The organism is Achromobacter sp. RT286_PF (genome assembly GCF_059760425.1).
In genome coordinates, this window is sequence record NZ_JCBAMR010000066.1 from 1 (window position 1) to 17,624 (window position 17,624).

The 17,624-nt window shown below is 66.1% G+C and carries 13 protein-coding genes; 11 read left to right on the forward strand and 2 right to left on the reverse strand.

Annotation, left to right across the window (positions count from 1 at the left end; genetic code table 11):
* Window positions 1-50 precede the first annotated feature (50 nt).
* The 7 genes from AC6LJY_RS27200 to lpdA all read left to right on the forward strand — a co-directional run bounded on the left by AC6LJY_RS27200 (window position 51) and on the right by lpdA (window position 9,347).
* Window positions 51-563, forward strand: a complete 513-nt coding sequence (locus AC6LJY_RS27200; protein WP_498137191.1) for a sigma-70 family RNA polymerase sigma factor — start codon at window positions 51-53, stop codon at window positions 561-563.
* Window positions 560-1,528, forward strand: a complete 969-nt coding sequence (locus AC6LJY_RS27205; RefSeq protein WP_485802281.1) for a FecR family protein — start codon at window positions 560-562, stop codon at window positions 1,526-1,528. Before AC6LJY_RS27200 ends, AC6LJY_RS27205 begins: the two co-directional genes overlap by 4 nt.
* Window positions 1,529-1,599: 71 nt before the next feature.
* Complete coding sequence (locus AC6LJY_RS27210) at window positions 1,600-3,990, forward strand: TonB-dependent siderophore receptor (RefSeq protein WP_498137192.1); 2,391 nt, start codon at window positions 1,600-1,602, stop codon at window positions 3,988-3,990.
* Between the two features lie 204 nt (window positions 3,991-4,194).
* The gene (locus tag AC6LJY_RS27215) at window positions 4,195-5,427 is read left to right on the forward strand and encodes a 3-methyl-2-oxobutanoate dehydrogenase (2-methylpropanoyl-transferring) subunit alpha (RefSeq protein WP_046804594.1); all 1,233 of its coding nucleotides are present in this window, start codon (window positions 4,195-4,197) and stop codon (window positions 5,425-5,427) included.
* A 2-nt stretch (window positions 5,428-5,429) separates the two neighbouring features.
* Complete coding sequence (locus AC6LJY_RS27220) at window positions 5,430-6,473, forward strand: alpha-ketoacid dehydrogenase subunit beta (protein WP_046804595.1); 1,044 nt, start codon at window positions 5,430-5,432, stop codon at window positions 6,471-6,473.
* Between the two features lies 1 nt (window position 6,474).
* On the forward strand, window positions 6,475-7,941 hold the full coding sequence (locus AC6LJY_RS27225; protein ID WP_498137193.1) for a dihydrolipoamide acetyltransferase family protein: 1,467 nt from the start codon (window positions 6,475-6,477) through the stop codon (window positions 7,939-7,941).
* A gap of 2 nt (window positions 7,942-7,943) precedes the next feature.
* On the forward strand, window positions 7,944-9,347 hold the full coding sequence (lpdA, locus tag AC6LJY_RS27230; protein WP_314357193.1) for a dihydrolipoyl dehydrogenase: 1,404 nt from the start codon (window positions 7,944-7,946) through the stop codon (window positions 9,345-9,347).
* Between the two features lie 124 nt (window positions 9,348-9,471).
* On the opposite strand, the gene AC6LJY_RS27235 is transcribed toward lpdA, so the two are convergent.
* Window positions 9,472-11,490 carry a PEP/pyruvate-binding domain-containing protein gene (locus tag AC6LJY_RS27235; protein ID WP_498137196.1) on the reverse strand — a complete coding sequence of 673 codons (2,019 nt, stop codon included), beginning with the start codon at window positions 11,488-11,490 and terminating at the stop codon, window positions 9,472-9,474.
* A 195-nt stretch (window positions 11,491-11,685) separates the two neighbouring features.
* Here AC6LJY_RS27235 and AC6LJY_RS27240 point away from each other — a divergent pair, with 195 nt between their 5' ends.
* Window positions 11,686-11,925, forward strand: a complete 240-nt coding sequence (locus AC6LJY_RS27240) for a helix-turn-helix domain-containing protein (RefSeq protein WP_498137194.1) — start codon at window positions 11,686-11,688, stop codon at window positions 11,923-11,925.
* Between the two features lie 80 nt (window positions 11,926-12,005).
* Here the strand turns inward: AC6LJY_RS27240 and argH are convergent, their stop codons facing one another.
* Window positions 12,006-13,427 carry an argininosuccinate lyase gene (argH, locus tag AC6LJY_RS27245; protein ID WP_498137195.1) on the reverse strand — a complete coding sequence of 474 codons (1,422 nt, stop codon included), beginning with the start codon at window positions 13,425-13,427 and terminating at the stop codon, window positions 12,006-12,008.
* Between the two features lie 152 nt (window positions 13,428-13,579).
* On the opposite strand from argH, the gene AC6LJY_RS27250 reads away from it, so the two are divergent.
* From AC6LJY_RS27250 to AC6LJY_RS27260, 3 genes are all read left to right on the forward strand, one after another.
* On the forward strand, window positions 13,580-14,950 hold the full coding sequence (locus AC6LJY_RS27250; protein WP_046804647.1) for a mechanosensitive ion channel family protein: 1,371 nt from the start codon (window positions 13,580-13,582) through the stop codon (window positions 14,948-14,950).
* A gap of 69 nt (window positions 14,951-15,019) precedes the next feature.
* On the forward strand, window positions 15,020-17,086 hold the full coding sequence (locus AC6LJY_RS27255; protein WP_046804600.1) for an NAD(+) synthase: 2,067 nt from the start codon (window positions 15,020-15,022) through the stop codon (window positions 17,084-17,086).
* Window positions 17,087-17,224: 138 nt separating this feature from the next.
* Window positions 17,225-17,563 (forward strand): P-II family nitrogen regulator, encoded by a 339-nt coding sequence (locus AC6LJY_RS27260; protein WP_046804601.1) that lies wholly within the window; start codon window positions 17,225-17,227, stop codon window positions 17,561-17,563.
* Window positions 17,564-17,624 lie beyond the last annotated feature (61 nt).

Consider the following 17,624-nt stretch of genomic DNA (forward strand, 5'->3'; position numbering starts at 1 on the left):
GCAATAAATAACAATAATTCTTATTGTTATTTATTGCCTGGCGTTTTTCCATGTCCTCCACCGCGCGGCCCTCGGAGCATTCTCCTACCGAGTTGTATCAAGCGCATCACTCCTGGCTGCAAGAGTGGCTTCGGCGCAGGCTGGGATGCCGCCATGATGCCGCCGATCTGGCGCACGATACTTTCGTGCGAGTGTTGGCTGGCCGGCATACCGACACCATCCGCGAACCTCGCGCCTTCCTGACCACGCTGGCCCAGCGCACGCTATTCAGTTTTTGGCGTCGCCGCGAACTGGAACGCGCGTATCTGGATACCTTAAGCGCCATGCCGCAAGCCAGCGCACCCAGCGAAGAATCCCGCGCCCAGGTGATCGACGCGTTGATGCACATCGACCGCGCATTGCAACGCCTGCCGCCCAAGGCGCGCCAGGCCTTCCTGTACAGCCAGCTTGATGAACTGAGCTATAGCGAGATCGCAGCGCGCATCGGCACGTCGGTGATGACGGTGCGCCGCTATATGAAGCAGGCCATCACGCTGTGCGTGACGGTGCGTCTGTCTGCATGACGTCCCCTATGCAGCAGTTGCCCGCCGACCTGCAATCGGCCGTGGACTGGATGGTGCTGCTGTCCTCCGGTAGCGTGCCGCGCGCCGACCGGGCGCGTTTCGAACAATGGAAGACGTCCGATCCCCGGCACGAGGCGGCCTGGGAAACTGTCAACGCCGCCGTCAAAGACCCCTTTGCCACGCTGGCCGACGTTGAGCAGCGGCAAGCTGCCGGCGCGGCCTTGCTTACCGCGCCGGGCCGGCGCCGGGCGTTGCGTAATGCGTTGGCCGTGGCGCTGGCCGCGGGCGGTATGGCGGCGCTGGTTGACCGCCAGATTCCCCTGCGCACGCTGACCGCCGACTTACGCACGGGCACCCGCGAACGCCGTACCTATACCTTGCCGGACGGCAGTGAGCTGACGTTGAACGCGCGGTCGGCCGTGGACGTGGATTTCAGCGCGGGCGTGCGTCTGGTGCGCTTGGCGGCGGGCGCGGTCTATGCGCGGGTGGCGCCAGATGCGGCGCGCCCCTTCATCGTTGCCACCCGCGATGGCGAAGTGCAGGCGCTGGGCACCGTCTTCAGCGTGGCGCGCGAGGCCGAGGCATGCGTCGCCAGCGTGGTCGAACATAGCGTCGAGGTGCGCGCGGCGGGCCAGCGCAGGATCCTGCAAGCGGGGCAGGGCCTGCGCTTTGATTCGCGTGGCCTGGGCTCCCCGGACCCCGCCCTGCGGGACGCCGCCGCGTGGCACGCAGGCATGCTGGTCGTTCATGACCGGTCCTTGGGCGAAGTGGTCGATGCGCTGCGGCCGTACCGACGCGGCATCATCCGGATAACGCCGGCGGCCGCGCGGCTGCGGGTACTGGGCGCGTTTCCGCTGGACGACACCGACCGCTCGCTGGAATCGTTGCGGCAGACCTTGCCCATCAGTGTCAGTTCGCTGGGCGGCTGGTTCGTCAGTATCGACGTGGTGCCTCGCGCGTCCTGAAAATAAATGAACACTTTTGCCCCCGTCGTGGGACATCCCTCCTGAAACACCACACTGTTGCAGGAGAATCCATGTTTCATCGTCCCCCGCTGCGGCCGCTGGCCGCCGCGCTGTTCATTGCCCTGACCCTTCCCACGGCGTATGCCCAGACAACGCCGGCCGCCGCGTCGGCCCGGGCCGTCCTGCATTTTGATTTGCCGGCGGCCGCGCTGGGCGACACGCTGACCCGCATCGCGCGCCAGAGCGGCCGCGCGGTGTCCGTCGACCCTGCCTTGGTAGCCGGCCGCAATGCGCCGGCTATCGTGGGCGATTTCACGGCGGAAGACGCCGTGCGGCGCGTGCTAGCCGGCAGCGGGTTGGAGTTGGCCGTAACGGCCAACGGCACCCTGAGTGCCCGCCGCGTAGTCGAAGGCACCACGGTGCTTGAGCCCGTGCGGGTCACCGGGTCGCTGGAGTCTCCCACCGGTCACGTTGACGGTTACGTGGCGCAGCGCGCCATGTCCGGCACCAAGACCGATACCGCGCTGATCGAAACACCGCAATCGGTATCGGTCGTTACCAGCGACCAGATCCGCATCATCAAGGCGGCTTCGGTGGCGGACGCCTTGGGCTACACGCCGGGCGTGTCGGCGCAATCGCCCGCGTTCAGCCGCATGGTGGACGACCTGATGCTGCGCGGCTTCAACGTGGCCGCCGGCAACTCGGGGCAGCTGCGCGACGGCCTGAAGCTGCAATCCAGCGTCTACGATGGCGGTCAAGAGCCCTATGGGCTTGAACGTGTTGAAGTGCTGCGCGGCGCATCGTCCGTGCTGTATGGGCAGTTGAGCCCGGGTGGCGTGGTCAACACGGTCAGCAAGCGGCCAACGGCCGACACGCTGCGCGAACTGAACGTAGAGGCCGGCAGCTACGGCCGCCGCCAGGTGTCGGGCGACTTCGCCGGCGAGCTGTCTGAAGACGGTGCATGGACCTACCGCTTGACCGGCCTTGCCCGCAATGCCGACAACTGGGTGGATCATGTGCCCGACGATCGCACGTATCTGGCGCCCGCGCTGACATGGCAGCCTTCGGCGGCCACCTCGCTGACCCTGCTGGCCAGCTATCAGCGCATCCGCACGCGCTTTGCCGCGCCGATGCCCGCGGCCAATACCTTGAACGGCCAGGTGCCGCGCGACCTGTTCATCGGCGAGCCCGATTTCGACCGCTACGACACCGACACCTACACGGTCGGCTATCTGTTCGAACACGCCTTCAACGATCGCGTAAAACTGCGTCAAAGCGCCCGCTACTTCACGGCGGACGGCAAGTGGGACTACCTGAGTTTTGGCGCGTTGCAGGCCAACGGCCAGACCTTGCGCCGCGGCGTCGTCAGCCGCGACGAACATTCTTACGGCGTTGCGACCGATACGTCGCTGGAACTGAAGCTGGACGGAGGAACCCTCCAACACACGGTCCTGGCTGGCCTGGACTACTACCGCAGCGGCTACGATTCGCACCGTCATGCGGGAACGGTGGCCCCGTTGGCGAACATATACAACCCCGTCTACGGCGCGGTTCCCATCATCAACACCGCTGCCGATTACGGGATCAATACGCGCGGCGATTCGCTGGGCCTGTACTTGCAAGACCAGATCAAGATCCAGGACAAATGGGTGCTGGTGCTGGGCGGCCGCCAGGATTGGGCCAATACCGACCAAAAGAGCTACACCACCGGCGCCACCACGCGCTTGCGAGATACCGCCACGACGGGTCGCGTCGGCTTGGTCTATGTGGCCGACAACGGCTTGGCGCCATACGCAAGCGCCAGCCAGTCGTTCGCGCCCACCGTGGGTGTGGACCGGGCGGGCAACGCTTTCAAGCCCACCAAAGGCACGCAATTCGAACTGGGCCTGCGCTATGAACCGCCGGGCGGCAACATGCTTTACAGCGCCGCCGTCTACGACCTGACGCAGACGAATGCACTGACCAGCGATCCGACCGACGCCACGTATTCCGTGCAATGCGGGCGGGCCCGATCACGCGGCCTGGAACTGGAGGCCAAGGCGCGCCTGGGCGCCATGAACCTCACCGCCAGCTACGCTTACACCGATGCGCGCACCACGCGCAGCACCGTGCCCTCGCTGGTGGATCAGCGTATCGCGCTGGTGCCGCTGCACAGCGCTTCGGTCTGGGCCGATTACAACCTGAGCGCCATCGGCGTGACCGGTCTGACCGTCGGCGCGGGCGTGCGCTACGCCAGTTCGACGAACCTGCCCGGCTATCCCGCCAACGTGCCGGGGCAATTCCTGGTCGACGCGATGACGGCTTACGACTTCGGCGCCCTGGATCCGTCCATGTCAGGGTTGTCGTTGACGGTGAACGCGCGCAACCTTTTCAACCGCGGGTACCTGGCGTGCGCCGGCACGACAGGGTGCCGTTATGGTGAGCCGCGCACGCTGTATGCCACCCTGAGCTATCGCTGGTAAACCGTGGAAAACCCCTAGCGCAACGCGGGCCGGCATGCCGGTCAGGCCCGCTCAACGACCCTGTCCCCTGTGCTAATCTCGTCGACGGCCACGCATATTTATCCCTATGCGCGTGCCGACGATGGCTGCGCTTGGGGTCACACGCCCTTGGCAATGCCTTGGTAGGAAGAAAACGCGTGACACGATCAAGCGTGGAGACAATATATGAGCCAGTATGGGCCGTTGAAGTTGCACGTCCCCGAGCCTACAGGGCGTCCGGGTTGCAAGACCGACTTTTCCTATCTGCATCTATCGCCGCCCGGCGAGGTGCCCAAACCCCCCATTGATGTTGCCCCGGTCGATACCGGCGCGCTGGCGTACAGCCTGGTGCGAGTGATCGACGACGACGGCCGCGCGGTCGGGCCATGGGCGCCCGAGATCAGCAACGATCTGATGCGCGCCGGCATGCGGGCCATGCTGAAGACGCGCATCTTCGACGGGCGCATGCTGACGGCCCAGCGCAAGAAGAAAATTTCGTTCTACATGCAAAGCCTGGGCGAGGAAGCCATCGGCTCCGCTCACGCGCTGGCCCTGGAACAGGGCGACATGTGTTTTCCCACCTATCGCCAGCAAAGCATCCTGCTGTCGCGCGATGTGTCGCTGGTGACGATGATGTGCCAGCTGATGTCCAACGAGCGCGATCCGCTCAAGGGTCGCCAGCTGCCGGTCATGTATTCCGACCGACCCAACGGCTTTTTCACGATTTCCGGCAACCTGGCCACGCAGTTCATCCAGGCGGTGGGCTGGGCGATGGCGTCGGCCATCAAGGGCGACACCCGCATCGCCTCGGCCTGGATCGGCGACGGCGCCACCGCCGAAGCCGACTTCCACACCGCGCTGACCTTCGCGCACGTGTATCGCGCGCCGGTCATCCTGAACGTGGTGAACAACCAGTGGGCCATTTCGACGTTCCAGGCGATTGCCGGCGGCGAAGGCGCCACCTTCGCCGGGCGCGGCGTGGGCTGCGGCATTGCGTCGCTGCGCGTGGATGGCAACGATTTCCTGGCGGTGTATTCCGCCTCGCGCTGGGCCGCCGAACGCGCCCGCCGCAACCTGGGCCCAACCCTGATCGAATGGGTGACCTACCGCGCCGGCCCGCACTCGACTTCCGACGACCCTTCCAAATACCGGCCTGGCGATGACTGGGCGCACTTTCCGCTGGGCGACCCGATCGAACGCTTCAAGAAGCACCTGATCGGGCTTGGCATCTGGTCCGACGCAGAACACGACGCCGTGCGCGCCGAGCTCGACGCTGAGATCGTTGCGGCCCAAAAGGAAGCGGAAAGCTACGGCACCCTGGTGGACGGCCACGTCCCCAGCGCCGCCAGCATCTTTGAAGACGTCTACAAGGACATGCCGGAGCATCTGCGCCGGCAGCGCCAGCAGCTCGGAGTCTGACCATGGCAATCGATAACAACGCTGGTCCGGCCTCGGCGCCGATGACCATGATCCAGGCTTTGCGCTCGGCCATGGATGTGATGCTGGAGCGTGACAACAACGTGGTGGTGTTCGGACAAGACGTCGGCTATTTCGGCGGCGTGTTCCGGTGCACCGAAGGCCTGCAAACCAAGTACGGCAGCTCGCGCGTGTTCGACACGCCCATTTCCGAAGGCGGCATCGTGGGCGTGGCCGTCGGCATGGGCGCCTACGGCTTGCGGCCCGTTTGCGAAATCCAGTTCGCGGATTATTTCTACCCCGCCTCGGACCAGATCGTGTCCGAGGCCGCGCGCCTGCGCTATCGCTCGGTGGGCGAATTCATCGCCCCGATGACGATCCGCATGCCCTGCGGCGGCGGCATCTACGGCGGCCAGACCCACAGCCAAAGCCCCGAAGCCATGTTCACGCAGGTCTGCGGGCTGCGCACGGTAATGCCGTCCAACCCCTATGACGCCAAGGGCCTGTTGATTGCGTCCATCGAGAACGATGACCCGGTGATCTTCCTGGAACCCAAGCGGCTGTATAACGGCCCCTTCGACGGCCACCATGATCGCCCCGTGACGCCGTGGACCGGCCGCCCCGGCAGCGTGGTGCCCACCGGTTACTACACCGTGCCGCTGGACACCGCCGCCATCGTGCGCCCCGGCAACGCGCTGACGGTGCTGACCTACGGCACCACGGTCTATGTGTCTCTGACCGCCGCCGAAGAAACCGGCATCGACGCCGAGGTCATCGACCTGCGCAGCCTGTGGCCGCTGGATCTGGAGACCATCGTCAATTCCGTGAAGAAGACCGGCCGCTGCGTCGTGGTGCACGAAGCCACGCGCACCTGCGGGTATGGCGCGGAATTGATTGCGCTGGTCCAAGAGCATTGCTTCCATCACCTGGAGGCGCCCGTCGAGCGCGTGACCGGTTGGGATACTCCCTACCCGCACGCGCAGGAATGGGCGTACTTCCCCGGCCCTCGCCGGGTTGGCGAAGCGTTCAAACGCGCGATGGAGGTGTGACATGGGCATTCATATCATCAAGATGCCCGACATCGGCGAAGGCATTGCCGAGGTCGAACTGGTGGGCTGGCACGTCAAGGTGGGCGACACGGTTGCCGAAGACCAGCCGCTGGCCGATGTGATGACCGACAAGGCCACGGTGGAAATCCCGTCGCCGGTCGTCGGCACAGTGCTCGCGCTGGGTGGTGAGGTGGGCCAGGTGATGGCCGTGGGCGGGGAATTGATTCGCCTGGAAGTGGAAGGCGAGGGCAATGTGCGACCGGGCTCGGGCGCGCCGGGGCAGGGCGCATCGGCACCGGCCAAGCCGGCAGGCGGCGACGCGTCGGCGTCCACGTCCACGCGGGCTGAAGCTGGCGGGAATGCTGGCGCGAATGCTGGCGCGAATGCTGGCGGGGCTGCTGGCGCGAAAGCGGGCGGCATCGCGGGCCAGATCGCCGCGTCCATGGCGCCGGCGTCTGCCTCGGCTGCTGCACCGGCCCAGCCCAAAGGCAATCAACAAGCCAGTGCGCAATCTTCTCGACAACCCGGGCAACACGCCGCGCGGTCGGCATCCGCGGCGTCCACCGCGCCCGCCGTGCCGCGCCAGCCGGGCGATAAACCCTTGGCCTCGCCCGCCGTGCGCAAGCGCGCCTGGGACTTGGGTATCGAACTGCGCTTTGTTGCCGGCAGCGGCCCGGCCGGCCGCGTCATGCATGAAGACCTGGACGCCTATCTGCAATCGCAAGGCACAGGCAACGCGGTGCGCGGCGGGTCGGCGTATGTGGAACGCCATGACCAGGACGTGGTGCCCGTCATCGGTTTGCGCCGCAAGATCGCGCAGAAGATGGCCGAGTCCAAGCGCCGCATTCCGCACTTCAGCTACGTCGAGGAAATCGACGTGACCGAACTGGAAGACCTGCGCGTGCAGCTCAACCAAAAATGGGGCGAGTCGCGCGGCAAGCTGACCTTGCTGCCGTTGTTGGCGCGCGCCATGGTCGTGGCGTTGCGTGATTTTCCGCAGATCAATGCGCGCTATGACGACGAAGGTGGCGTGGTGACGCGTTACGGCGCCGTGCATATCGGCATCGCGACGCAAAGCGATGGCGGCCTGATGGTGCCCGTGATGCGACACGCCGAAGCGCGCGACCTGTGGTCCATGGCGGCCGAGATCGGGCGCCTGGCGCAAGCGGTGCGCAGCGGCACGGCCGGGCGCGACGAGCTGACCGGGTCCACCATCACCATCACCAGCCTGGGGCCCTTGGGCGGCATCGTCACGACGCCGGTCATCAACCACCCCGAGGTCGGCATCGTCGGCGTGAACCGGATCGTTGAACGGCCCGCCTTCCGCAACGGCGCCGTGGTGGCGCGCAAGCTGATGAACCTGTCGTCGTCGTTCGACCACCGCGTGGTGGACGGCATGGACGCGGCGCGCTTCATCCAGGCGGTGCGCGCGCTGCTGGAACAACCCGCGCTGCTTTTCGTGGAGTAAGCATGAGCCAGATCACAAAGACAACGACCTTGCTGGTGATCGGCGGCGGCCCCGGCGGGTACGTGGCCGCCATCCGCGCCGGCCAGCTGGGCGTGCCGACCATCCTGGTCGAAGGCGCGCAGCTGGGCGGCACCTGCCTGAACATCGGCTGCATCCCGTCCAAGGCGCTGATCCACGCGGCCGAGGAATTCGACAAGGCACGTCACTACGCAGGCGAGTCTGCCCTGGGTATCTCGGTATCCCAGCCCGCCATCGACATTACGCGCACGGTGTCCTGGAAGGACGGCATCGTGGGCAAGCTGACGGGCGGCGTGGGCGCGCTGCTGAAGAAAAACGGCGTGCAGGTGGTGCAGGGCTGGGCCAGCCTGCTGGACGGCAAGACGGCCGAAGTGGCCACCGCCGACGGCGGCACCTTGCGCATCCAGTGCGAACACCTGCTGCTGGCGGCCGGGTCCGAACCCACGCCGCTGGTGTCGATGCCGTTTGGCGGCATGGTGGTGTCGTCCACCGAGGCCTTGTCGCCCACGTCCATCCCCAAGCAGTTGGTGGTGGTGGGCGGCGGTTATATCGGCCTGGAACTGGGCACCGTGTACCGCAAACTGGGCGCGCAAGTTGCCGTGGTGGAAGCGCAGGACCGCATCCTGCCCACCTACGACGCCGAACTGACCAAGCCCGTCGCCGCCGCGCTGACCAAGATGGGTGTGTCGCTGCATCTGAGCCGCAAGGTGCTGGGCCTGAACGGCGCGGGCGATGCGGTGCGCATCCAGGATGCGTCAGGCGCTGAAACCCTGTTGCCGGCCGACCGCGTGCTGATCGCCGTGGGCCGTCGGCCGCGCACGCAGGGCTGGGGCCTGGAAAGCCTGCAACTGGACCGCAAGGGCAATGCGCTGCGTATCGACGACCAATGCCGCACGTCGATGCGCGACGTCTGGGCCATTGGCGATATCGCCGGTGAACCGATGCTGGCGCACCGCGCGATGGCGCAGGGCGAGATGGTGGCGGAACTGGTGGCGGGAAAGCGCCGCCACTTTCAGCCGGCCGCCATTCCCGCCGTGTGCTTCACCGACCCGGAAGTCGTGGTGGCGGGCTTGTCTCCCGACGATGCCCAGGCTGCGGGGCTGGACTGCCTGGCCGCGTCCTTCCCGTTTGCCGCCAATGGCCGGGCCATGACGCTGGAGTCCACCGACGGCTTTGTCCGCGTGGTGGCCCGGCGCGACAACCATCTGATTGTGGGCTGGCAGGCGGTGGGGCGCGGCGTGTCGGAATTGTCGACGGCGTTCGGCCAGTCGCTGGAAATGGGCGCCACCCTGGAAGACGTGGCGGGCACCATCCACGCGCATCCGACGCTGGGCGAAGCCGTTCAGGAAGCCGCGTTGAAAGCGCTGGGCCACGCGCTGCACATCTGACGCGGCCTGGTGCGCGGTTAGATGCACGGCCGGTAGGGGCAAATGCCGCTGCCGGTCGTAGTCGTCCTTAACGGCCGTTGCCGGGCGTCATTGTCTTTACCGGCCGCTGCCCGCCGTAATCAATTCAACGGCCGCCGTCGATATACGGCCGGGCTTGCAGCACGATGATGTTGTCGCCTTGCACGGCCCATTCGATATCCTGGTCCACGTTGCCCAAGCGCAGCTTGATCTGGTTGCCCACGGCAGCCAGCCGCGCGACCAGCGCATCGTTCAACACCTGCCTTGACCCTTCGATGGGCACCTCGCGCACGCCGCCTGCCGCGTCCGCGACCAGCTGCGTGTCCTCGGCCGACCGGCTCAGCACCTGCACCGCCTTGGACCACGTCGAATACATCAGCTGTTCAGCCTGGCGCTTGCCTTCCACCACCTTGATGCCCAGGCCGCGCTTGGCCGAGATGTACGTCACGTAGCGGCGCGAGGCATCGAAGGGGTCGCGCGTGATCATCACGCCGGAACTGTCCGAGGCCGCCGCCGACTGCACCAGCACCGCCATCACCACGCCACCCTGGCCGATGCCGGCCGCGCGCCGCGCTTCGTAGGCCTCGAAGTTGTAGACCGACGCCCACACCGTCTGCACCGCTTTCGCCAAGGCATCCGGCTGCGTCACGTTCGGCACCGTGGTGTACAGGCCCGCGCCGCTGAACCCCGGCAAATCCTCGGAATTGGACGAACTACGCACGAAGACGCCGCGCCCCTTCAACTGCGTTCTCCAGCGTTCCCGCCAGGCGTCGGCAAGCGCGGTGTCGGGCGGGGCGTTGACGATGTCCTGGCGCAACGCGGCCAATTCGGCGCGGCGCACATTGGCGTCGCCGATAAAGTCGGGCCGCTGTTCCAGCGCCGCGATGCGTTCGGGTACGCCCAGTCGATCCATGAACCCGGCGTACTGCGCGAAGGGTATGCAAAAGCCGTCCGGCACGCTGGCCAGCGGCGGCAGGGCGGCTTTCAGCGCGCCCAGGTTTGCGGCCTTGACGCCGCAATGCTGGCTGTCGCGCGTGGCCATGCCGGTCAGCGGCTTGATGGCGCGCACCGACAGGTCGGGCTTGGGCAGCGCCACGGCGGCGCGCGGCGGCGGGGGCATCGAGGCCGCGTCCGGCCGCGCAATGCGCTCGACGTGATAGCCGTTGCTGTTCACCGTCAATTGCACCCATTGGCCATCATGCTCGCGCAGCACGGCCACGGCGTCGCGCACATACGCATTGGGAATGCGCCACCCCTTGGCCAGCAGATTCACGTGCGACAACAATGTGGACGGACGTTGCGTGACCAGCCCGGCGACAGGCGGCAGCGCAACCGGCACTTCGTCCAGCACCACGATGTCGGTCGGCGCCAGGTCGGGGGTATCCTCCACCGACTTCACAATACGCAGACGCCCCTGTGCGCGGCCGATATTGAGCGGCAGAAAGGTCTGCTCGCGCAGCAGCGCCTCTTGCGTCACGAAAGCCAGTCCGGCCGATTGCGCCGTCTGCTCATGCATCGTTGAATTCGCCTTGAAGCGCACCGGCTCGTAAAAGGTGCTGTGCAACTTGTCCTGGGTCAGGCGCAGCAGCGTGGGCGTGACCCGGTCGCCTTCCCAAAATTCATAGGTGTAGCCCGGCAGGTCCCGCTGCCAGCTCAGCGTGCCGAACAGCAGGCGCCGGTCGGGGTCCTTGTACTGCGCAATCAACGTGGCCTTGTCCATGCCGGGCAGCAGCTGGCGTTCACGCGCAAAGTTCTCGTGCAAGGTGTAGCGCGGCGTGTCCAGGTAGTAGATGCGGTCGCCGCGCTGCCGATCAATCACGAACAACACATGGGGAATCTCCAGCGGCGTCCCGGCGTTGTAGACGCGCGCCAACTGCCGGAATTCGGCCTCTGTGCGGATCTGGCCCAGAAACCCTGGCCCGCCACGCTTGGCGCTTTCCGCCAGCCTGGCTTCGCGTTCATCCGGGCGCAACGGGCGCTGGTTTTCGTAGGGCGACGGCTTGCGCGCCGTCTGCGCCTGGGCAGCCAGCCCCCAGCCGGCGGCCAGCAGCCCGGCCAGGGCAAGCACAAGCAGTTTCGGCCGGCGCGGCGGGCCAGGACGACGTAAGGCGGCAGTGGGGCGCATCAAGGAGCAGGGCGCATCAAAAAAGGAGGCGGATCGCAAGAGGTTGCGATCATATCGGAGCCGCCAGGCCGGCCCGTAGTGGGATGTTTCCAGGTGTGGCCAAGCGTGTGAGCCGGGGGGTGATCGGTCCCACGCTGACTCCCGACACGAACGGTACGTTGTTGGAGCTCTTTCCCGATTTTCCCGAGGCTGCCAGTGTCGCAACCGATGAACGGGCAGCACCCTGTCACCTTGCCCGCCGTGGTTACCAGCAAAGTGTTCCTGTCCAACGAAATGATTCGCCAAGGGGTCCGCAAAGCCGAGATGGCTCGACGTCTGGGCGTTCATACGCCCCAGGTTGATCGCCTGTTGAATCTGCGGCATTCGTCGCGCATCGAACAGGTAGAAGCGGCGCTGGAAACCCTGGGCCGCAGGCTGGAGGTGTCCATCGCGTAGCCGATACGCCTGCATGCCTTGAACGCAACAAGGCCCCAACCGGGGGCCTTGTCTTTACCGCAACCCGCTGGGCGGTGGAATCAGCCTTGGGCCGTTTCCGCCAGCACGCGGCGGGCTTCTTCGGCTACGCGTTCGGGGGCGGTGCCGCCGATGTGTTTGCGGGCGGCAACCGAGCCTTCCAGTGTCAGCACGTGGTGGACGTCGTCGCCGATCTGGGCGTGATACGCCTTGAGCTCGTCGGTGGACAGGTCGGCCAGGTCGCAGTTGCGTTGTTCGCAGTCGCGCACGGCGTGGGCAACCACTTCGTGGGCGTCGCGGAACGGCACGCCGCGCTTGACCAGGTAGTCGGCCAGGTCGGTGGCGGTGGCGAAGCCTTGCAGGGCGGCGGCGCGCATGTTGTCGGCCTTGACCTTGATGCCGGCAGCCATGTCCGCGAAGATGGTCAGCGTGTCGCGCACGGTGTCCACGGTGTCGAACAGACCTTCCTTGTCTTCCTGGTTGTCCTTGTTGTAGGCCAGGGGTTGGCCCTTCATCAGGGTCAGCAGGGCGACCAGGTTGCCGTTGACGCGGCCGGTCTTGCCCCGGGCCAGCTCGGGCACGTCGGGGTTTTTCTTTTGCGGCATGATCGAGCTGCCGGTGCAGAAACGGTCGGCCAGGTCGATGAAGCCCACGCGCGGGCTCATCCACAGCACGAGCTCTTCGGACAGGCGCGACACGTGCGTCATGATCAGCGCGCCGGCGGCGCAGAATTCGATGGCGAAGTCGCGGTCGGACACGGCGTCCAGCGAATTGCGGCACACGCCGTCAAAGCCCAGCGTCTTGGCGACACGTTCGCGGTCGATGGGGAACGACGTGCCAGCCAGCGCGGCGGCGCCCAGCGGCAGGCGGTTCACGCGGCGGCGGCAGTCGGCCAGGCGCTCGGCGTCGCGGCCGAACATTTCGGCGTAGGCCAGCAGGTGGTGGCCGAAGGTGACCGGCTGGGCAACTTGCAGGTGGGTGAAGCCGGGCATGATGGTGCCGGCGTTATCCAGCGCGACGGCGGCCAGCGCATGACGCAGCTGGCGCAGCAGGTCTTGCAGGTTGTCGATTTCGTCGCGCAGCCACAAGCGGATGTCGGTGGCGACCTGGTCGTTGCGTGACCGGCCGGTGTGCAGGCGCTTGCCCGCATCGCCCACCAGTTCCACCAGGCGCTTTTCAATATTCAGATGCACGTCTTCCAGATTCAGCAGCCATTGGAAGCTGCCGGCGTCGATTTCAGACAGGATCTGCGTCATGCCGCGCTGGATGTCGGCCAGGTCCTGGGCGCCAATAATGCCCTGGGCGGCCAGCATGTCCGCATGCGCGAGCGAGCCCTGGATGTCGTGTCGCGCCAGGCGCTTGTCGAAATCCACGGACGCCGTATAGCGTTTGACGAGTTCGGATACCGGTTCCGAGAACCGGGCGGACCAGGCCTGCGCCTTGTTGGCGAACTGGTTTTGATCGGGGGAGGGAGTGTTTGCCATGATGGGCGGAATTATAGGGCCTGCCGACAAGCCGGCGCACGCACGGGCGGCGGGGCCGCGATTTTTGGGGACGGGAACGCGCGTCGCACGCCACTTGTCGGATAATCCCCCGTTGGTTTCAAGAACGTAGAGCGAGTACAAGACATATGCCCATGGAATGGGAAGAACTGGTGACCCAGCTGGACGCCCACATGCCGCACGAAGCGTGGGCGCAGACGCTGGTCGGCGCCGGCGTGCTGGTCCTGACGGCGCTGTTCGTGCAGTGGGTGGTGGCGCGCGTGGTGCTGCTGCTGGCGCACCGGGTGCTGGTCCTGAGCGGCCGGGGCGACTGGGACAAGGCCCTGCAACGCCGCCGCGCGTATCAGAACCTGTGGTACGCCGTGCCGTTTGCCGTGGTGTCGATGGGCATCGGCCTGGTGCCGCATGCCGAGCGGGCGGTGTCGGTGGTGGGCCGGCTGGCGCATGCGGGCGCGTGGATCTGCGTGTTCGTGGCGTTCTCGGGCGTGTTGAGCGCCTGGCAGGACACGTATTCGGCGACCACCCGGGCGCAGACGCGGTCCATCAAGGGCTATATCCAGATCGGCAAGCTGGTCCTGATGGCCGTGTGCACCGTGCTGGTGCTTTCCATCCTGATCGACCGCTCGCCGCTGTGGATGATTTCGGGCCTGGGCGCGCTGTCGGCCGTGCTGTTGCTGGTATTCAAGGACACGCTGCTGTCCCTGGTGGCCAGCACGCAGTTGACCAGCAACGACATGCTGCGTATCGGCGACTGGATCGAAATGCCGCAGTCCAACGCGGACGGCTTCGTCAAGGACATTGCGCTGCATACCGTCAAGGTTCAGAACTGGGACAACACGGTCACCACGGTGCCGACCTACAAACTGTTCTCGGAAAGCTATCGCAACTACCGTCACATGTTTGAATCGGGCGGCCGTCGCATCAAGCGCACGCTGCGCATCGATGCGGCCAGCGTGCGCTTTCTGACCGACGAAGAAGCCCGGCAACTGATGCGGTTTCGCCTGTTGCACGACTATCTGCAAGCCAAGACGCTGGACATCGCCCAAGCCAACCAGACCATGGGTGAACTGGCCAGCGTGCCGGCCAACCGCCGTCGGCTGACCAACATCGGTACGTTCCGCGCCTACGGCCTGGCCTATCTGAAACAGAACCCCGAAGTGCGCCAGGACATGGCCATGATGGTGCGCATGATGGAACCGGCGTCCGATGGCATTCCCGTCGAGGTCTATTGCTTTACCGCCGTGACCGCCTGGGTGGAATACGAGCGCATCCAGGGCGATATCTTCGACCATCTGCTGGCCATCCTGCCCGAACTGGGCCTGCGCCTGTACCAGCAGCCGTCGGGCGCGGACTTTGGCGCCATGGGCAGCCAGCTGCGCGAAAGCGCGATCCAGGCCGCGCTGGCGGCCGAACGCGAGCGCCCCGGGCTGGTCTTGCCCGACGGGCACGGCGCGGCGTCGGCGCAGCGTGGCCCCAGCGACGGCAAGGTGCCCGGCCAGCCGTAGCCGGCCCAGTCGCCATGAGATAATCCGCGCGTTGGAATTTAGTCTTCATTGACCCCAGGCGAACCCCCGATGTCGAACCCGTTCTTCAACCTGTATTCCCACGGCTTCGCCCGGGTGGCGGTCGGCGTGCCCGAATGCCGCATCGCCGATCCGGCCTTCAACGCCACGCAAACCATAGAACTGGCCCAGCAGGCCGCCCAGGGCGGCGCGGTGCTGGTGGCGTTTCCCGAGCTGGGCCTGTCGGCCTACACCTGCGACGACCTGTTCCACCAGAAAGCCTTGCTGGATGAATGCGAAGAGGCGTTGGCGCGGGTGGTGGCGGCCACGGCCGAACTGGATATCGCCGTGATCGTGGGCGCGCCGCTGCGCGTGTCCCACCAGCTGTTCAACTGCGCCGTGGTGGCCGCGGGCGGGCGCGTGCTGGGCGTGGTGCCCAAGAGCTACCTGCCCAACTACGGCGAGTTTTATGAAGCCCGCCAGTTCAGCGCCGCCGACTGCGCGGCCGTCACCGACATCGTCTTGCTGGGTCAGACCGTGCCCTTCGGGCCCGAGCTGCTGTTCCAGATGGAAAAGCTGCCGCTGTTCCAGTTTCACGTCGAAATCTGCGAAGACGTCTGGGTGCCGATCCCGCCGTCCTCGTTCGCCGCGCTGGCCGGCGCCACCGTGCTGGTGAATTTGTCTGCGTCCAACATCGTCGTCGGCAAATCGCAATACCGCCATCAGCTGGTGGCGCAGCAGTCCGCGCGCTGCCTGTCGGCCTATATGTACACGTCGGCCGGCCGGGGCGAATCGTCCACCGACCTGGCCTGGGACGGCCAGGCAATCATCTATGAAAACGGCGAACTGCTGGGCGAATCCGAACGCTTCCTGAACCATTCGCACCTGCTGTTTTCCGATGTGGACCTGGACCGCCTGTCGCGCGAACGCATGCGCCAGACGACGTTCGGCCAGTCCGTGCGCCGCCATCAGGACGAAGTGCGCAAGTTCCGTTCGGTGCCGGTGCCGGTAAACCCGCCGCTGGACGATGCCGAACTGCCGCTTGAGCGCCGCGTGGCGCGCTTTCCGTATGTGCCGGCCGACCCGCAACAGCGCGACGCCCGCTGCAAAGAGGTCTATAGCATCCAGGTGCAGGCCCTGGCCCAGCGCCTGTCGGCCAGCAAGATGTCCAAGGTGGTCATCGGCATTTCCGGCGGGCTCGATTCCACCCACGCGCTGCTGGTGTGCGCGCAGGCCATGGACACGCTGGGCCTGCCCCGGTCCAACATCCTGGCCGTGACGATGCCCGGCTTTGCCACCAGCACCCGCACGCTGCAACAGGCGCGCCGCCTGATGGCGGTGGTGGGCTGCACGGCGTCCGAAGTCGATATCCGCCCCAGCTGCCTGCAAATGCTCAAAGACCTGGGCCACCCGTACGCGGAAGGCAAACCGGTCTACGACATCACCTTTGAAAACGTGCAGGCCGGCGAACGCACCAATCACCTGTTCCGCATCGCCAACTTCAGCAACGCCATCGTCATCGGCACCGGGGACCTCAGCGAACTTGCACTGGGTTGGTGCACGTACGGCGTGGGCGATCACATGTCGCACTACAGCGTCAACGCCAGCGTGCCCAAGACCCTGATCACGCACCTGGTGCGCTGGGTGGCGGAATCCGGCCGGCTGGGCGATGACGGCGCCGGCGTGCTGCTGGACGTGCTGGGCACCGACGTCAGCCCGGAATTGGTGCCGGGTGGCGCCGACGACAAGCCCGTGCAGAAAAGCGAAGACTCCATCGGCCCGTACGAGCTTCAGGACTTCAACCTGTACTACACGCTGCGCTATGGGTTTGCGCCCACCAAGGTGGCCTTCCTGTCGCTGGCCGCCTGGCGTGACCGCGAAGCGGGCGCCTGGCCGGACGCCGGCCACGTGGCGCGCAACCAGTACGACCTGGCCGCCATCAAGCGCAACCTGAAGATTTTCCTGGACCGGTTTTTCCGTACAACTCAGTTCAAGCGCACCTGCGTGCCCAACGCGCCCAAGGTTGGTTCGGGCGGCTCGTTGTCGCCGCGCGGCGACTGGCGCGCGCCCAGCGATTCGGAATCGGTGGTGTGGATGCGCGACGCCGAACGCATCCCGGATGCCGCGCCCGACGCCTGATCGGGGTTCTCCCGCAATGACGCCGGCCGCCCGTTTGCAGGGCGGGCCCCGGTGGTATTCTCTTATTCATCGCGCCCTGGCTGCCTCGCAAGCGGTGGGCAGGGCGCCGCAACACATCAAAAACCCAGGACGCCCAACGTGAAACAAGTCACCGCCATCATCAAACCCTTCAAGCTCGACGAAGTCCGCGAGGCGCTGGCCGAAGTCGGCGTCAGCGGCCTGACCGTCACCGAAGTCAAGGGTTTCGGCCGCCAGAAGGGCCATACCGAACTGTACCGGGGCGCGGAATACGTGGTGGACTTCCTGCCCAAGATCCGTGTTGAAGTCGTGCTGCCCGACGACCAGGTCGAAGCCGCCATCGAAGCCGTGGTCAAGGCCGCGCGCACCGGCAAGATCGGCGACGGCAAGATCTTCGTGTCGCCCGTCGAGCAAGCCATCCGCATCCGCACCGGCGAAGCCGACGAAGAGGCATTGTGATCCGCGCCGCCGGTTGACCGCCATCGGCTGAATGTCCAAGGCGCCCGCCCCGTCACCGGGG

What these genes read in the sequence shown, in the direction of transcription:
- AC6LJY_RS27200 (WP_498137191.1), top strand. Translation starts at nt 51, where the DNA reads ATGTCCTCCACCGCGCGGCCCTCGGAGCATTCTCCTACCGAGTTGTAT.
- AC6LJY_RS27205 (WP_485802281.1), top strand. Translation starts at nt 560, where the DNA reads ATGACGTCCCCTATGCAGCAGTTGCCCGCCGACCTGCAATCGGCCGTG.
- AC6LJY_RS27210 (WP_498137192.1), top strand. Translation starts at nt 1,600, where the DNA reads ATGTTTCATCGTCCCCCGCTGCGGCCGCTGGCCGCCGCGCTGTTCATT.
- AC6LJY_RS27215 (WP_046804594.1), top strand. Translation starts at nt 4,195, where the DNA reads ATGAGCCAGTATGGGCCGTTGAAGTTGCACGTCCCCGAGCCTACAGGG.
- AC6LJY_RS27220 (WP_046804595.1), top strand. Translation starts at nt 5,430, where the DNA reads ATGGCAATCGATAACAACGCTGGTCCGGCCTCGGCGCCGATGACCATG.
- AC6LJY_RS27225 (WP_498137193.1), top strand. Translation starts at nt 6,475, where the DNA reads ATGGGCATTCATATCATCAAGATGCCCGACATCGGCGAAGGCATTGCC.
- lpdA (WP_314357193.1), top strand. Translation starts at nt 7,944, where the DNA reads ATGAGCCAGATCACAAAGACAACGACCTTGCTGGTGATCGGCGGCGGC.
- AC6LJY_RS27235 (WP_498137196.1), bottom strand. Translation starts at nt 11,490, where the DNA reads ATGCGCCCCACTGCCGCCTTACGTCGTCCTGGCCCGCCGCGCCGGCCG.
- argH (WP_498137195.1), bottom strand. Translation starts at nt 13,427, where the DNA reads ATGGCAAACACTCCCTCCCCCGATCAAAACCAGTTCGCCAACAAGGCG.
- AC6LJY_RS27250 (WP_046804647.1), top strand. Translation starts at nt 13,580, where the DNA reads ATGGAATGGGAAGAACTGGTGACCCAGCTGGACGCCCACATGCCGCAC.
- AC6LJY_RS27255 (WP_046804600.1), top strand. Translation starts at nt 15,020, where the DNA reads ATGTCGAACCCGTTCTTCAACCTGTATTCCCACGGCTTCGCCCGGGTG.